Consider the following 20,198-nt stretch of genomic DNA (forward strand, 5'->3'; position numbering starts at 1 on the left):
GATTGAAGAAAGTACCTGGCGTATCCCCGTTGTATCGGGAAAAACGGCCAACGCACCCTCACTGTGAATTATTTGTTTTTATTGTCGACTAAGACTGCTAGCAAGATAACAACTGCTTTGGCAATCATTTGGTAATAAGAAGATACATCAAGAAGGTTAAGCGCGTTATTGAGGAAGCCAATAATCAACGCACCTATCAACGTCCCCATAATACGGCCTTTTCCTCCCATCAAGCTCGTTCCTCCCAGAACAACAGCCGCGATGGCGTCGAGCTCGTAACCCATCCCCGCTGTCGGTTGTGCTGAAGATAAGCGAGAAGTTACGATAATACCGGCAAGTGCTGCCAACATACCACAGATGGCATATACGCCCATTTTTACCCGATCAACATTAATACCAGATAAGCGTGTTGCAGATTCGTTTCCACCAAGTGCATAAACATAACGACCAAAGCGAGTGTGATTAAGTAAGTACCAAACCGCAGCGAACACAATCACCATTAGCCATACAGGGACTGGAATTCCCAAAGCATAGCCCGTACCAAACCAGGCGAAAGCATCTGCTGTATCAGTAAAGCCAGTTGAAATAGGACGACCATCAGTGTAAACCATTGTTACACCACGTAGTAACGTCATAGTAACCAGTGTTGCAATAAAAGCTTGGACTTTACCTTTAGCAATGATTAGACCACTGACCGCTCCGAGTATTGCTCCTGCGAACAATGCCGTTGGAACCGCTATAAGAACAGGAACTTCAAGGGCAATCATGCTGGCAGCGAAAGCACCACAAAGCGCAAGTACCGAACCGACACTTAGATCTATACCTGCGGTCAGAATAACCAACGTCATACCTACTGCTATGATTGCATTAATCGAGGTTTGACGAAGAATATTCAGAATATTATCTACGGTAAAAAAGTGGGGATTTAAAAACGATACAACAACAATCAAAAACAGTAACGCAATCAATGATTTTTGTTCAATAAACCACTCTTTAGTTAACCAATTCTTCTTGCTAGTTTCATTGTCATTGCTCATAGCATTCATACTCATGCTGCTTCCTCATTTATATTCTTACCTACTGCACAAGCGAGTAGTTTTTCTTGATCAGCGTCTTTCGCATCAAATTCGCCTGTAACTCGGCCTTCATGCATAACCATGATGCGATCACTCATCCCTAATACTTCTGGCATTTCAGAGGAAACTAGGATGATGCTCATACCCGCCGCTTTAAATTTATTGATCAATTGGTAAATTTCTTTCTTTGCACCAACATCGACACCACGAGTTGGCTCATCCAAAATGAGTATTTTAGGCTGAGTCATCAATCCTTTGGCAATGGCTACCTTTTGCTGGTTACCACCAGATAGGTTACCGATGATTTGATCACGAGTTGGAGTTTTTATATTGAATAGCTTAATAAAGTCTTCTACCGCTATAACTTCATCATCATGCTTAATTTGAACGCCTTTGCTAAACTTATCTAATGCGCACAATGACATATTCTCTTTGACCGATAACCCCAGCACCAAGCCGTCACCTTTTCGATCTTCTGAAATATAAGCGATACCGTTTGCTAAGCCATCTTGTGGACAAGTAGGATTGATGGTTTTATCATTGAGTCTAATCACACCGCGTTCACTGGGTAAGGCACCGTAAATTATTTTCATTAACTCTGTTCGACCCGCCCCCATCAAACCAGACACACCGAGAATTTCACCACGTTTAAGAGTGAAACTGACATTATTAATGCCATTACCAGTTAAACCGATGACATCTAGACAAACGTCACCGTGGTGGACATCAACTCGCGGGTATTGCTCTTCTAGCTTACGACCAACCATCATTTCAATGAGTCCGTCTTCATCAGTATCTTTGACGGTGCATTCAGCAATAAACTTACCATCACGTAACACGGTAATGTCATCGCAAATTTCAAAGATTTCTTTTAATCGGTGCGAGATATAAACAATGCCGCAACCTTGGTCACGCAGTTCGTTGATCACTTTAAACAAAGATTCTGTTTCTTTATCAGTCAATGCATCGGTAGGTTCATCCATAATGATGACCTTGGATTCAAATGACAATGCTTTGGCAATCTCTACCATCTGTTGCTCACCAAGACTTAGATCACCAAGCAAAGTTTTCGATGAATGCTTTACATTAAGTCGTTGAAGTAATTCATCCGCCTCTTTGTACATCTTGCTCCATAGAATACGTCCCATTGGACTAGTGAATTCTCGGCCAAGATAAATATTTTCTGCAATTGTGAGCTCAGATATTAAATTTAACTCTTGGTGAATAATGCTTATACCAGCTTCTTGAGAGTCACGTGGGCCTTTAAAACCTGCTACTTGACCTTGATATTGAATACTGCCTGCTTCTATAGAATGAATACCTGTAAGTACTTTCATCAAGGTGGATTTACCGGCTCCATTTTCGCCCATGAGTGCCATCACACGCCCTGAGTAAACATTTAAACTGGCTTTATCTAATGCTTTTACTCCGGGAAAGGATTTTTCGATTTCACTCAGTTGTAATATGGCTTGAGTCATAATTGATCCTCAATGATTTCGGCTTAAAACACCACACCAGTTTGGAAGATTACGTTCGCGTAAGGTGTGCATTCACCGGTACGAACGATTGCACGACTTTGTTGTGTGCGAGCTTTAAAGTCTTCATGTGGTAAGTAATTAATGCTGATTTGCTTACCTGTTAATGTGCTTTCTAGAGCTAACTCTGCAAGCAAAATTTCATGGTGTTCAGGGCTAACGGTTGCAAATTCTTCCGCTATGATGACTCCTTCAATTTGAGATTCAGACAAAATCGCACGAACGGTATCTATAAAACCTGGTACTCCATGAGTTAACGCTAAGTCAATGCGTGTTATATGCTCAGGTATTGGTAAGCCTGCATCACAAATTGTGATTTCGTCGGTATGACCCAGTGTCGCCACCAGATGAGAAATTTCTGAGTTAAGTAGGGTATGTTTTTTCATTCCATCAACCTTTCATTGGCGCATTCAAAGAAGTGAGTGTCCATCTTGGCTTAACCATAAATTGACAGAAAACTCATCGAAACGTTTCGATGCCATAATAAAATGATTAAAGGAAAGTGCTAGAATAACGGTTACAAGGTGTGAGAAGGATCGTTTATAAACTAATAATTTTTTAATAAAAGGTTATTAATGTCACATTTTTTAATGTCGAAACGTTTCGATGGGCAACAAAACACAAGGATAAGTTAATTTATTTTAAGTTATGAAAGGTTGTTAGCAATCAATCATTACTACTTAAATAAGCATGCTCACTTATGAAACTTTTCTTACCTTTTTTATGAAACACTCAGAGTATGCATACGTTATTTTAAGATGGTATATTTGCAACATTACCCAAAATAGAATCTAGAATCTGCAATCAATAAGTTTAGGTATAATAATCATTATTCACCATAAAAGAATAATACCCACACAAGCTCCTAAACCAGGCTAAGGGGTATTACTCTGCTCAATCACCTTTTAGTTCAAAGCGACTGTCTTCTTTTAGCCATTATGATAGGATCATTTTCGGCATCTTCTTCTACTACATAGAGTGCAATTTTAATAAACTCTTTATTAAAAAGAAAACTATCAAGTGAAACAATCATACTTTCACCATCATCGGACATTTGAAGAAATGGCATATAATATTGAGCCCGATCATAAACTAAGACAAGGGACTCATCTCCATTCAATATTTCGATGCGATTTTTGTCATCAAAAAGCCCAATAGGGAGTTTGAACGTTATCATTTTTCCATTTTTCCCTATAGATGCACCATTGAGTTCATCTGGAAATATGTCTATATCTCCAAAGTTTTCAGAATAGTAGGTTAAAAAACTTAAGCTTATATCGTCATTTTCTGACGTAAAAAGCCCTAGATTTCCGTCACCCTTACTGTAACCTAAATACAAGGAGTTATATTCATTTATTAATTTGTCACTGTCATCCTCCCACTTCCAGCGTTGCGACAAATTCATATTACAAGTGGCAAGCTCAATAGCATTATTACCGTCTATACAGTAGCCCAAATTATTGATACTTGTATAACGACCTAACTTATCGTAAATAAATGATTGAGATGTTTTATTTTCATCACAATCAGAAGAAACCAAATCATTACCTGAGTTGACTTCGATACAGCGATTATTAAAGCTTCCCAGTTGCAATTTTACTAATCTACCGCCAGTAAAAACAGGGTTATCCCAATTAACTGTAAATCCAACCTTTTTGTTGACTCGATTTTCAATATCATTTTCAAAACCATGAAATGATTGATGACTTCCTAAAACATAGTAATGTTTATAAGCACCATGATATAGTGGCTTGATATTCACTGAGGTATCGATTGTAAAGTTTGTTTGGCCTGTTTCATTACTGCTTGCTACAAATATAACATCCATTTTAGGAACAAAATTAGCAAAACTAATAGGCTTTATCCGGCTTATATCAACTGGATATTGATCATGTAAAATGCTTTCTGTCGACCATTTTAATAGTGATTCTGAGGATTGGAACTGTTCTCGTAACCAAGTAAAACTTACATCTTGTGGACTATGAGTTGATCGAATAACTTGATAATCTTGGGTATCAAAAGTTAATGAGTTACTTTGTGTGTAGCTTCCATTTGCTTCCACCTTACCTTTAGGGCCGACTGAATCTACTTCTCCACTGGTTTGTATTCCCAGCGTAAAACTCTCACGCTCTGTGATTGAATAGTTAGAGTTAATATTACTCCTTGGTGCTGCAACTAAAATCTGAGCTTTATCATTACTTGAATTAAACTCAAACTTGTAATCTTGTGCAATAGCATCTGTTGACCAGTTTTTAAACCAACCATCAAGGACAATACTATCGTTTGTCGTTTTAAAGTAGCTTAAGTTATCGTTAAGATGAATACCTGAACCAGTAGATTCGTCGTCGATAGTAATACGAACAATCTTGGCGTCTGGTGTCGTTGAACCAGCACTTCCATAGGGTAATGAGCGCTCTAAAACAACTCTATAGATCAGTGAGATGTTTGGCTCATCGCAAAAAACCCGTTCTCCTTTCAGCCAAAGGTTAGAGATACGAAAAGTGCATTCCTTTTCTGTAATAGGCCGGTTAACAGCAAGATAAAAAGATAATTGAGGAATTGTAGTTTCATTAGCCGATTTTAAAGGCGTATCTCTTTTAGCCCTATGATTTAAACTATCTATCAGTTTATTTAACTCTAACTGCCCAGTATTTTCAATTGGTGTAAATAATAAATCTCCCTTATATTGACTGATCATTAAAATATCAAATTCAAATGAAACGCCTAATCTATCTCTTAATTTTTCTTTTGCTTTATTTCGATCGATACTATTAAGAATGGAACCAAAATCAAAAATATAGTATTCCTCATTAGATAATACTGATTTCTTAATTTGATCAAGAATAGAAAAACTATCGACTTCATCTAACCATTTATTCGTATCAATATAAGTAACTTGCCTATTAGCTTGTATTGCACTTACCAGTTCGTACGATGATGTGTGTAATCCCTCATTGAAAGCATATAAATCAAAACAAGTAAAAAAAAATAACACTTTTATCAGAAATCTCTTCATAACACCTTATAAAATCTCATTTATTATTAAAACACTATTATTCTAGAGTTTAGTTTCTCTAGCCTCTTGAATTTTAATTTAATTTTCCATTAAAGCTTAAAGCACAAGTCGAATTTAATCATCAACAATTAAAAACAATCCTTTTGATAAATAAAATCATCAATATTATTGTTATTGTTATTGTTAATTTCTCATGTGCTTTGTGATATAAAATTAAATTTAAAAGATAATAACAGGCGGGGCACTAAAAATATTACTATAATCAAATTTAACTAAATAACAGACTAAAGACGATAATCATAATCTATAGTATAAAACCCTTCAGCAAAAAACACATTACCATCTTTCATCTTAACACGAAATATTTGCCAATCGCTGATACGGTTCCTTGCAGGCTGCGCAACCATACCTTTCTCATTGCATCGATTTTGGAGAGTTCGGTAAAGATCGTGATCAATATCAAAATATCGAAAGCTAGAAAACGGAGGTAAATTAGGGTTAGGGTCGAATACATATCGTCCCCACTCTCCTTCTACACTAGTATATTTACCGTCATCTTCATAAAGCCAGTCCCATTGGTTACCATCAACTGTGGCGCAAAATACGTACGTTGTATCAGCCAACGCTCCAAATGAACAACTGATAATAATAACGCCCAAAAGTAAAACTTTCTTAAACATAATTAAATCCAATTTTATCAATGACTTAAAACCAAACCAAGTGTAGGGTACCGAGATAAAAGCGGCAAAAAGTAAACCAAGGAACGTGATAAGAATCTAAAAATCACAAGTAAAGAATAAAATATATAATAGGGTATTATAAATACATGCTATCTTCTCTCTTTTATACATAGCTGTAATTACCGTATCATCCCTTATAAAACTCATGGAAAAATAATAAACTTGCCGATAATGATAATAAGGTGTTTATTTCATTTTTTAAATCATGATGTTGTAGCTTAATGTTACTGAAGCTCTATATTTAGAGTATTAACTTCAATATTTCATAGGTTATAGTAAGGTACTCGATGTATTATGGAATTTTCACTTATCATTAAAAAAGGCGGCCAAATAGCCACCTTATTCAATCATTATTTATTATGATAAGTTGTATTTAATGTTCAAAGATATAGCTTAAATGGAACATTTTTATAAGAAATTTTAATTAGTTGGCGTTGATAAATCGTTCGGCGTTAGCAAATAGGCTATCACACTTTTTTTTCTGCTTAGCGTATTCTGGAGCATCTTCATTCATAGAATCAAGCACTTCTTTGGCGCTGTTGTAGTCAGCGACCATTAAAGAAAACCTCTCTTCAAAATTACTTTTCCGACTTTTATTACTTGATTTTCTTCCTAGTTTTCTCATTTGGTTTACAACTCCCACAACTTTTTCTGTTCTCGTTCCAATAACATATTCTCGATTTTCTTTCTTATCTCATGAATATCTTTTCTACGCTCTTCACTCTCATGACGATTGATGTTTTCTGATTCAGATTTAGGGCCAGATTTTCTTTTCATAGATTGTACTCCTCAACCTACAAGACATAACTGTTTTATAATAACATATCTTGTAAATTTGTTATTTCTCCTACATTTTTAATCTTAAAGATTCAATGCAGGTATTACATACTCTAGGGAGAAAATAACCTTATATAACATCATTTTCTAGCTAACTAATGCAAGCTGACTAGAGGTATTAACTTTGATAAAGTAATATTTACTTGATATTCAGATTTAGAAAAAGCAACTAAATAAGGAATAAAGAAAAAGGTATCACAAGGTAAATATGACGAATAAATTCGAAAGAAAACTGAGAAACTCTTGGACTAAATAATTTATCAAAAGCTCATTGCGTAAGCTGCCCCACTATACACGGTATGAGGAAAATAGATATACATTTCTTCCCTTTATTTTGCTTTTCACTACAAATCAGCAACTTAGAACAAGGCCTAAATACGTCAATTTAGCGTTTGAGCACACATTGTTAATACTCAAGACAAAAATTATATTTTTATAGTTAAAATATTGCGCCTTGTTATCTTCCTTTTGGTATCTATTAACCTAATTGGCGTATCTAAAAATTTATGGAACAATAGAAATATAAAGGCTTGGCGATGTTATCGGAGTCTATGCAAAGATAATGTTGTGCTATTAAATTTTAGTGACACAATCCAAAAATTAGCTTCAAGTAAAGGTGTGCATATATACGAAAATTTATACCCTGTTTTGGTTGAGTGCTCATATAAATAAAAACTTAAAATCCAAAAATCAAGATTGTTTTTTTCATTAAAGTTTTGCATAATTTCAAATAGCGTTTAAAGTGAAAAATTCCATGTTTTCAATATTACACAACAAGCATGAATCTTTAATCATACAATTATAAACCACTATTTATTTGATGGAGTTAAATAATGAACGATATGTGGGCCAATTTCTTTCCATACTTTGCAGGAGCTTTTAAGCTTATTATATTAGGTATTGGTGGCTACTTAGCTATAAAGTGGCATTTTGATGAAGATAAAAGAGTCAGAGCAGAAGAAGGGGCAGAGTTTAATAAGCCAACCTTTAAGAAGAAAATCGCTATGATGGGACTCTTTACTATTCTGGTTACCGTCCTCGTCGTAGTCGTCGTTTATGCTACTGACTGGTTACTTTATTAGTTTAAGAATTGGCGATTTTTAGGGTTTCTATTGATCTCAGCTCAAAGCTCTCCATCTTTTCTACAAAGCACTTGAAGTGTGTAATGATACTCACTATCTGGGTAGTGCTATGCTTTGAGCTTGATAAAGTTAAAGATGTTCAGTGGGCATTTGCATACATTACATCACTAAAATCGATTTAAATAAACTTAACTCGTTCATCTAGGCATTCATTTGAAGCCATTTCAAACTCACGACATATCCAAGGACGTCTGTCATAAATGGTGCACATTAAACTATCGCGATCTAACGCTGCACACCATCCATCATGTAAACGTAGCATTGTCTCACCACCATACTGATCCCGTTTAATAAACTGTTCTGGTACTCCGGTATCAGAAATTATCATAACTTCCAGACGACAACAGCATGCTTTACAGTTTGAGCAAGATATGTCTGAGGAGAGGTTGGGCACGGTAATAATAGGTATATTCATAAATACTTAAGTTTAGTAAATCCCGTATGATACCCTAAAATCGGTAGGTTGAGGAAAATTATGGAGCAAAGAATACTCACAATCTACACAGTCAAAATTTCTTACTTTATATGAAATAAAACCTATTTTTCGCACTCATACTCTAACAAAAAACACAAATAAAAATTTTGATAGCTTTGATTTATAAATCATCCAGCTCGATTTGAGCTGGATAATCATAGACAATAGATAGAATCCGGAATTAAGTATAAGTTATTTTTATAAATTATAAAAATAACTTAGTTAATAAATATGACATTATTGGTGAATTTAACTTTAGTTGGAATTTTCTTTAATAATTCTATATTTTCATCTGATATATGAATAAAGAAATTACCTGTTATGTTTTGTTTATCATTAGTTAATATGTGCTGTTCAAAGTGAAGTATACCGACTTCATCACTGACCTTTAATTTGCATGTAACATCAATAGTATTGTTAATAAAATCACATTCTTCATGTATATCTACAGAAAAATGATGAACTTGATATGTTATCCCTTGTAAAGAATGAGTAAATATATCGATACCCATTTCATCTTGCATATATCTATACCTACAACACTCAAAGCATTTTATTATGGCAGAAGTATCAACTGAATTTAGATATAATCCTTTATTTTCTTTAATAAGGTACTTCATTGTATACATTATAATATTTCCATATTGGGTATTATATAATAAACTATCAGTTAGATTACTTCTGAAATCATTTTTGATATTGTTGTCGCAGTTTTATTGTATGAGTCAAGTAATGGATTTATTTCTACGACCTCTAAGATTTTTATTTTTTCGTTTTTACATAAAAGGCTTAACAATTTCTTAGTACTTTCTAATGACAAACCATTATCTACAGGTGTTCCTGTCCCTGGTACAATACTTTTATCTAGAGAATCAATATCGAATGAAATATAGATTAAGTCACAGTTATCTAATTTTCTTAGTATTAAATCGCATAATTTAGCACTATCTGTAGATTCAACAGTACTAACACTATAATAAGATATCCCATGCTCTTTAATTATATCCCACTCAACTTTTTCTAAATCACGAATTCCAATATAAACTAAATTATCGTAGTTAATAGTTTTACGACAGATATCTTTTGTTTCCTCCCATAAAGCTCTTGTTTCGTCATCAATATTATTTTGCATAAAAGCGATATGATCATCAGAAGCAGCAGCGGCAACAGGCATACCATGTACATTACCGCTTGGGCTAGTATAAGGAGAATGTATATCTGCATGAGCATCTATCCAGATTGTGCCAATTGTCTTATTAGGATAAGCGGTTTGAAGACCAGCCAATGTTCCACTTGCCGTACTGTGATCACCAGCAATAACTAATAATCGTGTATCGGGAGTATTTTCATAGTGATTTACAACAGCCTCAGAAATATCTCGCAAACAGCTGTTGATATCTTTTAAATAATGAGCATCAGGTGTATTACTCTTTCTTATTTCTCTTATCGGCGTTTTTATCGTATCTACCACATTTATTTGCTTATCAAACTGTGAAAAAAATGCTCTTCCAGCCATCGCTGAACCACTATGAGGACCTCCTAATTCACATTCTACAATGAGAGCATTTTCGAATTTATTTTTAACTTCCATGTCGCTTTCCTCCATCTGCTAAGTATAATTTAGACAATAAATATCTTTTGGTTTATATATTTTTATAAAAACAGATTAATGACCTATAAAAAGCAAGGCTAATTTAATCATACGAGTTGTTGTATTTTTAAGATATATCCAGATTTAAAGCTCCATTATTAATAGATAAATCAAAATATTATCCTTATAACTTTCATAAGAATATTTTCAATTGAGTTTATAGCTTGTGTGATCAGCTATTATTTGAAAAATTCTTTTTAATAGTGCTCTATTATATACGACAATTCGCAGTTGTGAGAAATGTATTTATTTGTGCAATTTTTAACCCTTTACAAAAGAGGTATGGTTTAGCTAATCACACAGTATAATGAACTAATATTGCCATTAGCTTCAACAAACTTCAGGATTTTTAAATAAATATTAACAAGGTATGAATGAGTAAAGGATCTAACTTTAATATCAATCTTTACTCAGGTCTAATAGAGTCGGATTAAAAACATCATATAAATTAAGCCTAAGCGATTAATAAGTGAAACTCTGTATTTTATGTGTATACCTGTGAATGAGGTAGTCATAATGAATTGCTGGCTATGTCTAAATGATGCTTTTCAAAGCTATCTTCATTGAGTCTCAGTAACAATGATTAATGGTCTAGCATTACTTGGAATAGTCGAAAACATTAGGCCAGCTAACCCAGCAGCCCCCGATGTTGTTGTGTTAATACCAAATTTACAAAGCATATTTTTAGCCTCTGTTGCTTGTTCATCTGTAATAGTAACAAAACGGTTTGCTCCGCTCTTAAGTATATCAAATGCTAAGATTGAAGGCTCTTTACAATCTAGCCTCCCCATATTTGAAACTGCCCCTTTTACAGAAGTTATGACGCCATTTTTAACACTCTGTTGTAAGCAATTTGCCCATTCGGGTTCAACCACCATAATTTCAGGTTGTACAGGCCATTTGTCTCGTATATGTTGTGTTATAGCCGCTGCCATACCTCCCACGCCAGCTTGTAAAATAACGTGTGTCGGCCATTGAGTTAATCGTTTAAACTCGTCTAACATTTCCTGAGCCAGTACCGAATACCCCTGCATGACTAAAGAAGGATAATAAGTTTCACCGACCCATGATGAATCTGTAATAAGACTGACTTTATCGACTTGTGAGCGAGACAAAGCGTTACTCATTGATTCCTCATAGGTCATTCCCGCACGAATTACTTTCGCTCCTACTTGCTGCAAACGCTTTTCAAATACACTAGGAACATGCTCAGAGATGAATACTTCGCACTTCAATCCGAGAATAGTTGCTCCTTTTGCGACGGAAAGACCGTGATTTCCTGCTGACGCACAGCAAATGATTTCTTCTTTCAAATAATCATGACTTAGCTGTATTACCTCTTTTGGGCTGGGATTCCTTTTCAAAATCCGTCCCAGTTTTTCTTCAGCCAGTGAAAAAACGGCATACGCTCCTCCAAGAGCCTTGAAAGAACCGAGGCCCATTCTATTAGTTTCATTTTTGATAAATAAAGTTGAGCTGCCTATGGCCTCACTAAGAGAAGCAAGTTCAATCAATGGAGTTGGCTCATAATCTGTACAGTTTGTCAGCCATAACAGTGGCTTCATTGGACACGATATGTTTCTATAATCTACGGTTAGCTTACTCATCTAAAATCCCATTTCTGATGTAATTTTTTATAGCTTAACCTTTTTAAGTAACACCAATAGATCATTATTCTTTATATATTTGATATCTATACCTCAAAATCAAGCCAAAAGTGATAAGATCATATAAATATACGCATAACCGAGGAAAAGTTATGATAGAACTCGATAAAAATGATTTAGCAATACTCTCTATTCTTCAGGAAAATTGCCGTTCATCTCTCGATCTGATTGCCGATGAAGTAGGCTTATCAATAGTTACTGTACAAAGGCGTATAAAACGTTTAAGAGATAGTGGAGTCATTTTGCGAGATGTATCTGTTCTTGACCCAGATAAACTGGGATGGAAAATGACCTTTCTAGTTTTAGTCGAAATGAATAGAGAACGTTCCGATATGCTAGATAAATTTCGTAAAAGAATGATTAATGAACCACAAGTACAGCAGTGTTACTACATTACTGGAGAGGCCGACTTTGCCTTGATTTGCTTGGCGAAAGATATGGAGGACTTCGAGTTATTAACTCATAAACTATTTTTCGATGATCCAAATATCAGGAGGTTCAAAACTAATGTAGTGATGAGACGTAATAAGGTTGGGCTGGATGTAATGATTGAACCAAGGGCATTATAGAAATGTGGGATTTGGCCTGCTGTGAATTCTGGTGCCAATATCACAGCTCAAACAAGTATCGATTGCACTCTTCCACTGCACTAAGTTTACTTCCAGACTAACTCAAAAAATTCAGTAATCACATGAGAGTCATTAATATGATCGAGGTGCCAAGAAGATAAATGAGGTTCATAAAACTTTGTATGCGCCTCTCTCCAATATTCAAGACTCAAATCGCCCTCTCTTTCTGCTATAACAATATACTCTGGAACATCCAAAAACTTGTGAATTTCAGTTTTAACCGTCTTGAGTATTAACCTAGGCTCACTATTGCTATCAAGAACTATCCAATAATTACCAACTGAGTATTCTATGAAATAAACAGCTATTGATTGCCTCATATTGATTATGTTTTTGTCTGAAAGTTTACATAATGTAAGCAAGCTTCAGCTTAGTGCTAGCGAAAAATGAACTTCCTGAGTGCTCAAAATACCTCATACAGCTAGTAATGATAATTTGTGCATTCAATTCACAGTCGATGTCTTTAAACGTAGAAGTCTGGTTTCGATCTGATAACTGCTGTCATTTAAGATCTATATCAGCTTGTGGCAAAGGTGCCCAAAGCACCTTTTTGTTTAGATATGTTGAAGTTCAGGTTTCACGCTTTCATATAGTGCTACTCGAACACAGTTTCGTCCAGAATTCTTAGCTGCATAGAGAGCCTGATCAGAAACTCGAATAATGTCTTGAACACGTGTTAAGTGAAGCTGAGTACTATGATAAGCCCCTATACTGACCGTAATATCGATGCCTTTCCCATCATAATCAAATTTATGCTTTTCTACCGCAGAACGAAGCTTTTCAAGTATGGCTATCATTTCACCAGCTTTGACTTTGTTTAACACCAATATAAATTCTTCTCCTCCAACTCGATAAAGATGATCATAGTCTCGCGTTATTCCCAACATGAGTGTGGCAAGCTCTTTTAACACATAGTCACCTGCTAAGTGACCAAAGCTATCATTAACCTCTTTGAAAAAATCGATATCAATTACTGCTAGTGCAAAGGGCAAATGATTTTTTTTGCTCCATTTTATCAGCATTTCAATATCATTTTCCAAAGTCAGCCTGTTCTTAAGTTTGGTCAGAGGATCGTGAGTGGCTACTTCTTTAAGTTTTTCGTTTGCTATTTCAAGTTTCAAAGTACGTAGCTCAATAATTTCCTCAAGACTTTCAAGGGTTTTCTCTTGGTTCCTACGGGATAGAATAATTATTTTTACCATTGGCCTAAAAATGAACAACACTTCCAAAACTAGTGCTGCTATAGTTGCTATCCAAACAAACAACTCAAGATCTCCAATCCTCGACAAACTTTCCTCACCTTCAAATTGGTACTGCTGGACTGCTATGTGAAGATCTTTGAGGAGTTGCTCAGATTGACTATCTATCAAACTTAAGTAAAACAGCCTATCCCCACTTACTGAACTCGTTTTGAACTTTTGAGCAATATCTAGATAGTTATTTACCCGCTTATAAAGATCCATTTCACCAAAATATATTTCTCGGATTGTGCTGGATAAGTCTACTGTTTTATTGTTTGAGAGCACTCCTGAAGACAATTGTCGATTGGCTTGCCTCATGCTAAAAATATCTTTATCAATTTGAGAAAGCTTTTGTTCAGTAAGCGCCACTCCTGCTTGATAGCTCTGGTGCAAACGGTGTGCTTCCAAAGCAATATGCTGACTCAGCATACGCTGCCTACCAGAGAGGTTGACCATATAAGCAGTTGCCTCGGAACCTGATAACGCAGAATGAAGGGCGTAAAAGGCCGAGCTCGAAAGGAGAGCAATAATGAGGACTGCCAGTAAATAACGACGTGTCGTAGAATGGTATAGCGTCTCTTCATTATTTAAGTTTATCGTCATGCGTTCTTGCTACTTTAAACGGTTCTTTGTTCATAATACTAGCAGCGCCTTAGCAATGATGATTTAGTATTTTTAGGCATGACTCTTGTTAGTTCTATCGACAATACAGTGATATTATTGATTACTGCCTAAGCCAACATCGGAATAAAACGTCCGCTCAAGCCCTTTTGAATAAGGCCACCGCTCAAAATGCCTTGCCTCAAAAGTAGTCACAGAGGAAGCAATCCAAGTCATGCTTCACGCGACGCAATGAACGCTTAGTTTTCAGCTCAATCAGATATTTTTTAATAGGTCAAAGGGGGTTAGTGGATAAAAGCGATAAGAAGAAAAGGAGGACTTACTATAACTCTTTTACCAGGCAATATGTTATGTGTCCTTCAGGGTAATCAGGTAACTCACCAAAAACCTTATAACCACGCTTCTCATAAAAAGGTTTTGCTTGAAAGCTGAGTGTTTCAGTCCGCATATAACTAAATCCTTGTTCTTTAGCAAAGGTTTCGGCCGCATCCATTAATTGGTTACCAATTCCCTGACCTCGGATATCATCAGATAACCATAATAGCTCTAGAATACAATAGTTCCAAAAAGCACAAGCCCGAATGCCACCTAATACATTTCCATCATTATCCTTAGCAAAAGCTGCAAATTTTGTGTCTGGCTCAAATACCACATCATCAGGTATATATTTCTGATTAAAGGATTGGATTCCTTTACTTATTGTTGCAAGATCATTCTTACTTGGAGAAGTTGTGATTTCTATTCTCATTGTTCATCCATATTATTGAAAGTTTTAGTTTTCATAATACAACGTTAACCAGTAAATTGTGAATGGTAATCACCACCTTGACCACGAGACTGACTCTGTACCATGTAACCGAAGTTGCAGATATGACCACTGGGCCTTGTGCGTTCTGTCTTATATAGTAACTCTCTAGCACTTGGTCATCTTCTACATAAACAAATGTTTTTAATGGGGCCATACAGTACACCATAATTCGAAAGCTTGCTCGTAGGTCATTTTAGAGTCGAATGCATATGTTTCTTGGCCTTCTATTATCTGCTTGAAATATAGCTAAAATATTTCAAAATCACCAGCTTTTATCTCTATATCACTTTACGTCTCCTTCAAATAATACTTTTTATACAAATTATATTGGATTGAGGATAACGCTCAATAACATAAATTAAGATATTCAGTCTGTATATCTGATAAAGATCACTATATCGATATTTTGTTGAAGAGTTTTATTGCAAAAAATGAAAATACTTCTGAGGTATCCAGATAAACACCTCCTTTCATGCGTAAATTACTGATTCATTGTTTTTTTCAGCATGCCCATGTCTATACTTTTTTCTTTAATCTCTGATTTTCGGGCTTCGTAAACGTAATCAAATTGGAAGTTCTTACGACATTCGATAAATCTGAAATGAGAAAAACCAGGATTTTAAAATAAAAAAATCAGACAGATACATTAACATACATCTACCAATTTGAGATTCGACCAAAATTTTCAACAGACCCAAATATCTTTATATTTATAAACAGCATAAGTTTTTCAATAATTGCTGATAAATAGAGACATAAGTAACAAAACTAGAATTAATAATCATCGCCTTCAATTGTTAAGCTAACGTTAATAGGTTAATAAATTAATACGTTGAAAAAACTTAGGGTTTAAAAGGATATATGTTTAATAATATAAAAAAAGCTTTTTTATTCGCTGTTCTAGGGATAGTTTCAAATAGCCTTCAAGCGAAGAATATAAACTTTTTTGCAATAGCTGATCCACAGTTTGGTTGGTCTGACGAATCAGGAACTGCTCGTGCAGAAAATACAATGCGAGACATCGCGATATTAGCAGCTAAATGTTTGGATTGTGTGAAAGCTATTCCTATAGCTGGTGACTTAACAATGGACGGAGATGGTAGAACTACGTATGGCAACGCTCATAAAAGTATGGAGAGATACGGAATTAAAGTATTAGATGGCCTAGGGAACCATGATTCTAAAGATTTAGCTGATGATGAAACTAGCTTTGATAGTTATGATGAGTTACATGATGGTGAAAACCTAGCCTTGCGAGGCTGGGAAATATTTGATCAGTGGAAAGCCCCTATTGATGGAGGGGATTGTTCCTTTTTTAATAAGGAGCCGAAACATTATTGCAGAAATTCGGATGCTTACTACTACACTGTATCACTATCAAATGGTTCTGATACTGAATCTGCATATTTAATACAACTACATAATGCTATAGGAGCAGAGAATACACTTCGTTATTTAGAAAGAGTTAAGAGTAAAGTCAATGATGATTTACCTATTATTATAGTAGGCCATAGCTTTGACGGCTTAAGATCATATAATAACTATAACAGGTTCTATAACTTAATTAAAAATCTAAATGTAGTTGCCATATTACATGGGCATTATCACTGTAAGTATGAAGGTGACCATTGTGATTATGAAGAAAATAGCCCAGGTTTTGTTATAGACTCAATAAACTATTCTCTAGAGAATAAATACGGTTCTCGAGTAGCTTTAGTCAATATGAATGCAGCGTTTCATAATATTTTTTGGAGTATATCTATAGATGATGTAAATAAGAAAATAGCCTTTAAAAGGTATAATAGAGGCTATTTATCAAGACCAGAAAATTATGATGCTCACTGGTTTGATGGCATAGTTAATCAAATTGGCGAAACAAGTGCAGAAGCTTACAATCAACCTTATAAAAATGAAAGTGCACTGATATGTGATTTTAGCGGTCAAACTAAAAAATCTTGTATAGAGCAAATCCGTTCTGGGAACATCATTCCTTCAGAAACTTATAGAAGTAGAGCTGCAACAGATGGCTATTGGGGAGGTTGGGGAAATATATCTAAATGCTCTTATGGAGAATATGTTTTTGGCTATCGGCTGCGAAGTGAACATGAGCAAGGAGATAATGATGATACCGCATTAAATGACGTGGAATTATACTGTGCCAGCAATAATAGTAATGAGTATGCAAAAATATATAGTAAATATTCTAAATGGGGTGATTGGAGTCCAGATAGATTTTGTAATGGTGATGATAATCCAGTAAAAGGTTTTTTTATGCAAATAGAACCTGAGCAAGGTGATGGAGATGACACATCTGCAAATAACATAAAGCTCATTTGCAAGGATGAAAGTGTGATTTCTTCTGGAGTGAATACTGACTGGGGTGCTTGGACATCAAAATATATATGCCCATATAATCAAGCTGTGACTGGGATTATTACTCGTGTTGAAGACTCTAAAGGAAGTGGAGATGATACTGCATTAAATGGTATTAGGCTTATTTGCAGTGATTATAACCCTTCTTTTTAATTAGTTAAATTAGTTGTGCTTTCCGAAAAATTAAAGGTGCTCACCTGAGCACCTCTTTTATGCGTAAATAATAAAGAAAATAAGAATAGAGCGTAAAATCTACTCACATTGGCTCTATTTAAATCGTCTTGGAGCATTTTCTAGTTAGAAAGCACCATAGATAAGAATTCCGTCTGACTGGAAGAGATCAGTTTTCATCAAAGCGAACCTTTATCAATAACGAAGCGCAGCTTTGATATGCAACACGCAAATTAAAAGCACAACTAGCGATATCTTTAGTGATTAAATTTCGTTCTAATTCAAACCACACGTTACCAAGTCAACGAAGGAGATACACGACATATGAAACCATTACTTTTAACCACTTTGCTTTTCTCTTTATCCAATCCTTTTTCAGTCACGGCAACAGAACCTTCATTAAAGTTTTATCGAGCCAACGAAATTATCAACACGAAAAGTATTAATATATACATTGCTTTAGTCGAGACCATTACAAAAGAAACAACACCGGATATATTTAGATTTAATGATATACACGTAAAGAAAATCAATGAATCAACTTGGGAAATTGCCAATAACACCCCAATCCCATCAACGTTTTTTCCTGTAAAGGTTAGTCAATCACCGGGGCTTGAATTAATAGTGTCAAACCTTGAAATACCGGCCTTTAGTTCAGCTACTGTTACCTTTGACAAATTTCCAGTCGACAATCCCGAATTTGTTTACCAAGGGAATATCTTTTTACCAAGAGTAAATCTAGGTCCTTATAACGAAGAAGATTGTAATGCTCCACAAGATCTCTCAGAAACTTGCTATAGCTATCCAGACTTAGAACAAAAAGAGACAATCAAAAATATGATTGCGATCACGCATAAGTTAAGCAATACCAGGCAGTACTCCGAGTTAATAGAACAATTTATGATAGATCGTTGCACAAACCAACCTTCACGTTGTAGTAACTATAATGATATTCAATTGCCCTATGGTATTAGAAACCTACTCGCTTTCGGTGGACAAGATCATAATTTAGCTTTAAAGGTTATGCGTAATCGCTACCGCTCAGAAGGAGTTGGAGCAGGAAGAAGCGTAAAACTCAACCAATATCTCACCAATACAAGAGGATGGGCAGCCAGTTGGCACTCGATACTAAATCCTGACAATGCCTATTCAGAACGATTTTACCGAACTTGGTTTCACGAGATAGCACACGCCCATGGTTTCAGTCATACCAGTGGAATGACGTATGGTTTTGCTGATTATTTTGCTAAATATATTATCCCGTTAATGACAACAGAGGAAGAGCGTAAAACAATCACGCCATATAATCCACCAGAGGTTTTATTAGATTACCGTATGGAAGCAACCACTGGGGCGCAGCAAAATAAAGTTTTTATCCATTTTCTCGGAGCTGATAGCACTCAAACTGAGGTCGATTTTCAAGTAATCACTGCTTGTGAATGGGAAAAGGAAATCAATAATATTGGAGGAGAAATAACGTTAAAGTATGATACCGTTCCCAACTGCCCTGTTTTTATAAGGGCATCCGAGGTTACCTCAAACGAGTTTGCAACGATAAAAATACCTCGTCATGATTTTGCTGAATCATCAAGCTATGTTATCGATAACAAAAAATTTACTATTCTTAATTCCCTACTTCTCAATGAAGAAGACAACGGTTGGGGTATTCGAAATCAATGTCACCTCCCCAACACCCACCTCGCAACACAGGAGGAGTATCAAGTACTTTGGGGTTATTTAAGTGAGGCAGACCTTCTAAATACCTTAGAGCGTCAATATTTTCTGTCATCAGATGGACCACGTTCTAGCTTTATCTGGCAACTTAATTTCTTACCAACGAAAATGGACTCTAAAAGATATAGAATAAAAAATAAACTTGGTACTAAGCATGGCCTCGTTTGTGTCAGTGAAAGATAGAAAGTTCTATCGTAAACATCATAATATTTGTGACAGGAGTCATTGTTCACTGCTTTAATGGCAGGTGGATTATCTATTGAAGTCTAAAAACTTTCTCAAGAACCACTGAATAAAATTTGGACATAAATTATCCCGCTCAATTTAATTTGGATAGAACCCCTATGACGAGAGCGGCCAAACCGCCGCTCTATTTCAGATTTCAACTCAAAGTAAATCTAATGATTTTAATATAGGTGTTTAGTATAAAGCTCTAGCAATTCATGATCGCGTTTTAAGATTTCTGCTAATCGCTGTTCGAA

General features: G+C 35.4%; 19 protein-coding genes. 4 read left to right on the forward strand and 15 right to left on the reverse strand.

From position 1 onward, the window contains the following. Positions 1 to 68: 68 nt before the first annotated feature. From rbsC to VSA01S_RS19980, 7 genes are all read right to left on the reverse strand, one after another. Positions 69 to 1,052: a ribose ABC transporter permease gene (gene rbsC / locus VSA01S_RS09690; protein WP_039983052.1), complete on the reverse strand. Its 984-nt coding sequence runs from the start codon at positions 1,050 to 1,052 to the stop codon at positions 69 to 71. Then, the gene (gene rbsA, locus VSA01S_RS09695) at positions 1,049 to 2,554 is read right to left on the reverse strand and encodes a ribose ABC transporter ATP-binding protein RbsA (protein WP_039983053.1); all 1,506 of its coding nucleotides are present in this window, start codon (positions 2,552 to 2,554) and stop codon (positions 1,049 to 1,051) included. Before rbsA ends, rbsC begins: the two co-directional genes overlap by 4 nt. Before the next feature lie 23 nt (positions 2,555 to 2,577). Next, positions 2,578 to 2,997 (reverse strand): D-ribose pyranase, encoded by a 420-nt coding sequence (gene rbsD, locus VSA01S_RS09700; RefSeq protein WP_039983054.1) that lies wholly within the window; start codon positions 2,995 to 2,997, stop codon positions 2,578 to 2,580. A 524-nt stretch (positions 2,998 to 3,521) separates the two neighbouring features. After that, the gene (locus VSA01S_RS09705) at positions 3,522 to 5,627 is read right to left on the reverse strand and encodes a leukocidin family pore-forming toxin (protein ID WP_050567442.1); all 2,106 of its coding nucleotides are present in this window, start codon (positions 5,625 to 5,627) and stop codon (positions 3,522 to 3,524) included. Positions 5,628 to 5,911: 284 nt separating this feature from the next. After that, entirely contained in the window at positions 5,912 to 6,307 is a 396-nt protein-coding gene (locus VSA01S_RS09710) for a hypothetical protein (RefSeq protein ID WP_227739660.1), read from the reverse strand. A 484-nt stretch (positions 6,308 to 6,791) separates the two neighbouring features. After that, positions 6,792 to 6,923 carry a hypothetical protein gene (locus tag VSA01S_RS09715; RefSeq protein ID WP_371860785.1) on the reverse strand — a complete coding sequence of 44 codons (132 nt, stop codon included), beginning with the start codon at positions 6,921 to 6,923 and terminating at the stop codon, positions 6,792 to 6,794. Positions 6,924 to 6,997: 74 nt separating this feature from the next. Beyond that, positions 6,998 to 7,144 (reverse strand): hypothetical protein, encoded by a 147-nt coding sequence (locus VSA01S_RS19980; protein WP_167325150.1) that lies wholly within the window; start codon positions 7,142 to 7,144, stop codon positions 6,998 to 7,000. An 893-nt stretch (positions 7,145 to 8,037) separates the two neighbouring features. On the opposite strand from VSA01S_RS19980, the gene VSA01S_RS09720 reads away from it, so the two are divergent. Further along, positions 8,038 to 8,286: a hypothetical protein gene (locus VSA01S_RS09720; RefSeq protein WP_039983056.1), complete on the forward strand. Its 249-nt coding sequence runs from the start codon at positions 8,038 to 8,040 to the stop codon at positions 8,284 to 8,286. Positions 8,287 to 8,464: 178 nt separating this feature from the next. Here the strand turns inward: VSA01S_RS09720 and VSA01S_RS09725 are convergent, their stop codons facing one another. From VSA01S_RS09725 to VSA01S_RS09740, 4 genes are all read right to left on the reverse strand, one after another. Continuing rightward, positions 8,465 to 8,761 carry a YkgJ family cysteine cluster protein gene (locus tag VSA01S_RS09725; RefSeq protein ID WP_039983057.1) on the reverse strand — a complete coding sequence of 99 codons (297 nt, stop codon included), beginning with the start codon at positions 8,759 to 8,761 and terminating at the stop codon, positions 8,465 to 8,467. Positions 8,762 to 9,039: 278 nt separating this feature from the next. Continuing rightward, entirely contained in the window at positions 9,040 to 9,345 is a 306-nt protein-coding gene (locus VSA01S_RS09730; protein WP_145993910.1) for a hypothetical protein, read from the reverse strand. 146 nt (positions 9,346 to 9,491) lie between these two features. Then, positions 9,492 to 10,412: an arginase gene (locus VSA01S_RS09735; RefSeq protein ID WP_050567443.1), complete on the reverse strand. Its 921-nt coding sequence runs from the start codon at positions 10,410 to 10,412 to the stop codon at positions 9,492 to 9,494. Between the two features lie 620 nt (positions 10,413 to 11,032). Then, on the reverse strand, positions 11,033 to 12,079 hold the full coding sequence (locus VSA01S_RS09740) for a diaminopropionate ammonia-lyase (RefSeq protein WP_039983059.1): 1,047 nt from the start codon (positions 12,077 to 12,079) through the stop codon (positions 11,033 to 11,035). Positions 12,080 to 12,231: 152 nt separating this feature from the next. Between VSA01S_RS09740 and VSA01S_RS09745 the strand changes: the two genes are divergently transcribed. Next, positions 12,232 to 12,708 carry an Lrp/AsnC family transcriptional regulator gene (locus VSA01S_RS09745; protein ID WP_039983060.1) on the forward strand — a complete coding sequence of 159 codons (477 nt, stop codon included), beginning with the start codon at positions 12,232 to 12,234 and terminating at the stop codon, positions 12,706 to 12,708. Positions 12,709 to 12,794: 86 nt separating this feature from the next. Here VSA01S_RS09745 and VSA01S_RS20550 read toward each other — a convergent pair whose 3' ends face one another. The 4 genes from VSA01S_RS20550 to VSA01S_RS20555 form a co-directional block, all read right to left on the reverse strand. Then, the gene (locus VSA01S_RS20550; protein WP_145993911.1) at positions 12,795 to 13,088 is read right to left on the reverse strand and encodes an ASCH domain-containing protein; all 294 of its coding nucleotides are present in this window, start codon (positions 13,086 to 13,088) and stop codon (positions 12,795 to 12,797) included. Positions 13,089 to 13,322: 234 nt separating this feature from the next. Continuing rightward, the gene (locus tag VSA01S_RS09755) at positions 13,323 to 14,612 is read right to left on the reverse strand and encodes a diguanylate cyclase domain-containing protein (protein WP_039983061.1); all 1,290 of its coding nucleotides are present in this window, start codon (positions 14,610 to 14,612) and stop codon (positions 13,323 to 13,325) included. A 340-nt stretch (positions 14,613 to 14,952) separates the two neighbouring features. After that, positions 14,953 to 15,378 carry a GNAT family N-acetyltransferase gene (locus VSA01S_RS09760; RefSeq protein WP_039983062.1) on the reverse strand — a complete coding sequence of 142 codons (426 nt, stop codon included), beginning with the start codon at positions 15,376 to 15,378 and terminating at the stop codon, positions 14,953 to 14,955. 31 nt (positions 15,379 to 15,409) lie between these two features. Further along, the gene (locus VSA01S_RS20555; RefSeq protein ID WP_371860786.1) at positions 15,410 to 15,592 is read right to left on the reverse strand and encodes a hypothetical protein; all 183 of its coding nucleotides are present in this window, start codon (positions 15,590 to 15,592) and stop codon (positions 15,410 to 15,412) included. Between the two features lie 707 nt (positions 15,593 to 16,299). Here VSA01S_RS20555 and VSA01S_RS09770 point away from each other — a divergent pair. Together VSA01S_RS09770 and VSA01S_RS09775 are read left to right on the forward strand one after the other, a co-directional pair. Next, complete coding sequence (locus VSA01S_RS09770; protein WP_039983063.1) at positions 16,300 to 17,964, forward strand: metallophosphoesterase; 1,665 nt, start codon at positions 16,300 to 16,302, stop codon at positions 17,962 to 17,964. Between the two features lie 342 nt (positions 17,965 to 18,306). Then, a complete protein-coding gene (locus VSA01S_RS09775) occupies positions 18,307 to 19,899 on the forward strand; it encodes a hypothetical protein (protein WP_039983064.1) in 1,593 nt (530 codons plus the stop codon). Positions 19,900 to 20,198 lie beyond the last annotated feature (299 nt).

The organism is Vibrio sagamiensis NBRC 104589 (genome assembly GCF_007990935.1).
GTDB classification, from domain to species: domain Bacteria; phylum Pseudomonadota; class Gammaproteobacteria; order Enterobacterales; family Vibrionaceae; genus Vibrio; species Vibrio sagamiensis.

What these genes read in the sequence shown, in the direction of transcription:
- rbsC (WP_039983052.1), bottom strand. Translation starts at nt 1,052, where the DNA reads ATGAGTATGAATGCTATGAGCAATGACAATGAAACTAGCAAGAAGAAT.
- rbsA (WP_039983053.1), bottom strand. Translation starts at nt 2,554, where the DNA reads ATGACTCAAGCCATATTACAACTGAGTGAAATCGAAAAATCCTTTCCC.
- rbsD (WP_039983054.1), bottom strand. Translation starts at nt 2,997, where the DNA reads ATGAAAAAACATACCCTACTTAACTCAGAAATTTCTCATCTGGTGGCG.
- VSA01S_RS09705 (WP_050567442.1), bottom strand. Translation starts at nt 5,627, where the DNA reads ATGAAGAGATTTCTGATAAAAGTGTTATTTTTTTTTACTTGTTTTGAT.
- VSA01S_RS09710 (WP_227739660.1), bottom strand. Translation starts at nt 6,307, where the DNA reads ATGTTTAAGAAAGTTTTACTTTTGGGCGTTATTATTATCAGTTGTTCA.
- VSA01S_RS09715 (WP_371860785.1), bottom strand. Translation starts at nt 6,923, where the DNA reads ATGGTCGCTGACTACAACAGCGCCAAAGAAGTGCTTGATTCTATGAAT.
- VSA01S_RS19980 (WP_167325150.1), bottom strand. Translation starts at nt 7,144, where the DNA reads ATGAAAAGAAAATCTGGCCCTAAATCTGAATCAGAAAACATCAATCGT.
- VSA01S_RS09720 (WP_039983056.1), top strand. Translation starts at nt 8,038, where the DNA reads ATGAACGATATGTGGGCCAATTTCTTTCCATACTTTGCAGGAGCTTTT.
- VSA01S_RS09725 (WP_039983057.1), bottom strand. Translation starts at nt 8,761, where the DNA reads ATGAATATACCTATTATTACCGTGCCCAACCTCTCCTCAGACATATCT.
- VSA01S_RS09730 (WP_145993910.1), bottom strand. Translation starts at nt 9,345, where the DNA reads ATGCAAGATGAAATGGGTATCGATATATTTACTCATTCTTTACAAGGG.
- VSA01S_RS09735 (WP_050567443.1), bottom strand. Translation starts at nt 10,412, where the DNA reads ATGGAAGTTAAAAATAAATTCGAAAATGCTCTCATTGTAGAATGTGAA.
- VSA01S_RS09740 (WP_039983059.1), bottom strand. Translation starts at nt 12,079, where the DNA reads ATGAGTAAGCTAACCGTAGATTATAGAAACATATCGTGTCCAATGAAG.
- VSA01S_RS09745 (WP_039983060.1), top strand. Translation starts at nt 12,232, where the DNA reads ATGATAGAACTCGATAAAAATGATTTAGCAATACTCTCTATTCTTCAG.
- VSA01S_RS20550 (WP_145993911.1), bottom strand. Translation starts at nt 13,088, where the DNA reads ATGAGGCAATCAATAGCTGTTTATTTCATAGAATACTCAGTTGGTAAT.
- VSA01S_RS09755 (WP_039983061.1), bottom strand. Translation starts at nt 14,612, where the DNA reads ATGACGATAAACTTAAATAATGAAGAGACGCTATACCATTCTACGACA.
- VSA01S_RS09760 (WP_039983062.1), bottom strand. Translation starts at nt 15,378, where the DNA reads ATGAGAATAGAAATCACAACTTCTCCAAGTAAGAATGATCTTGCAACA.
- VSA01S_RS20555 (WP_371860786.1), bottom strand. Translation starts at nt 15,592, where the DNA reads ATGGCCCCATTAAAAACATTTGTTTATGTAGAAGATGACCAAGTGCTA.
- VSA01S_RS09770 (WP_039983063.1), top strand. Translation starts at nt 16,300, where the DNA reads ATGTTTAATAATATAAAAAAAGCTTTTTTATTCGCTGTTCTAGGGATA.
- VSA01S_RS09775 (WP_039983064.1), top strand. Translation starts at nt 18,307, where the DNA reads ATGAAACCATTACTTTTAACCACTTTGCTTTTCTCTTTATCCAATCCT.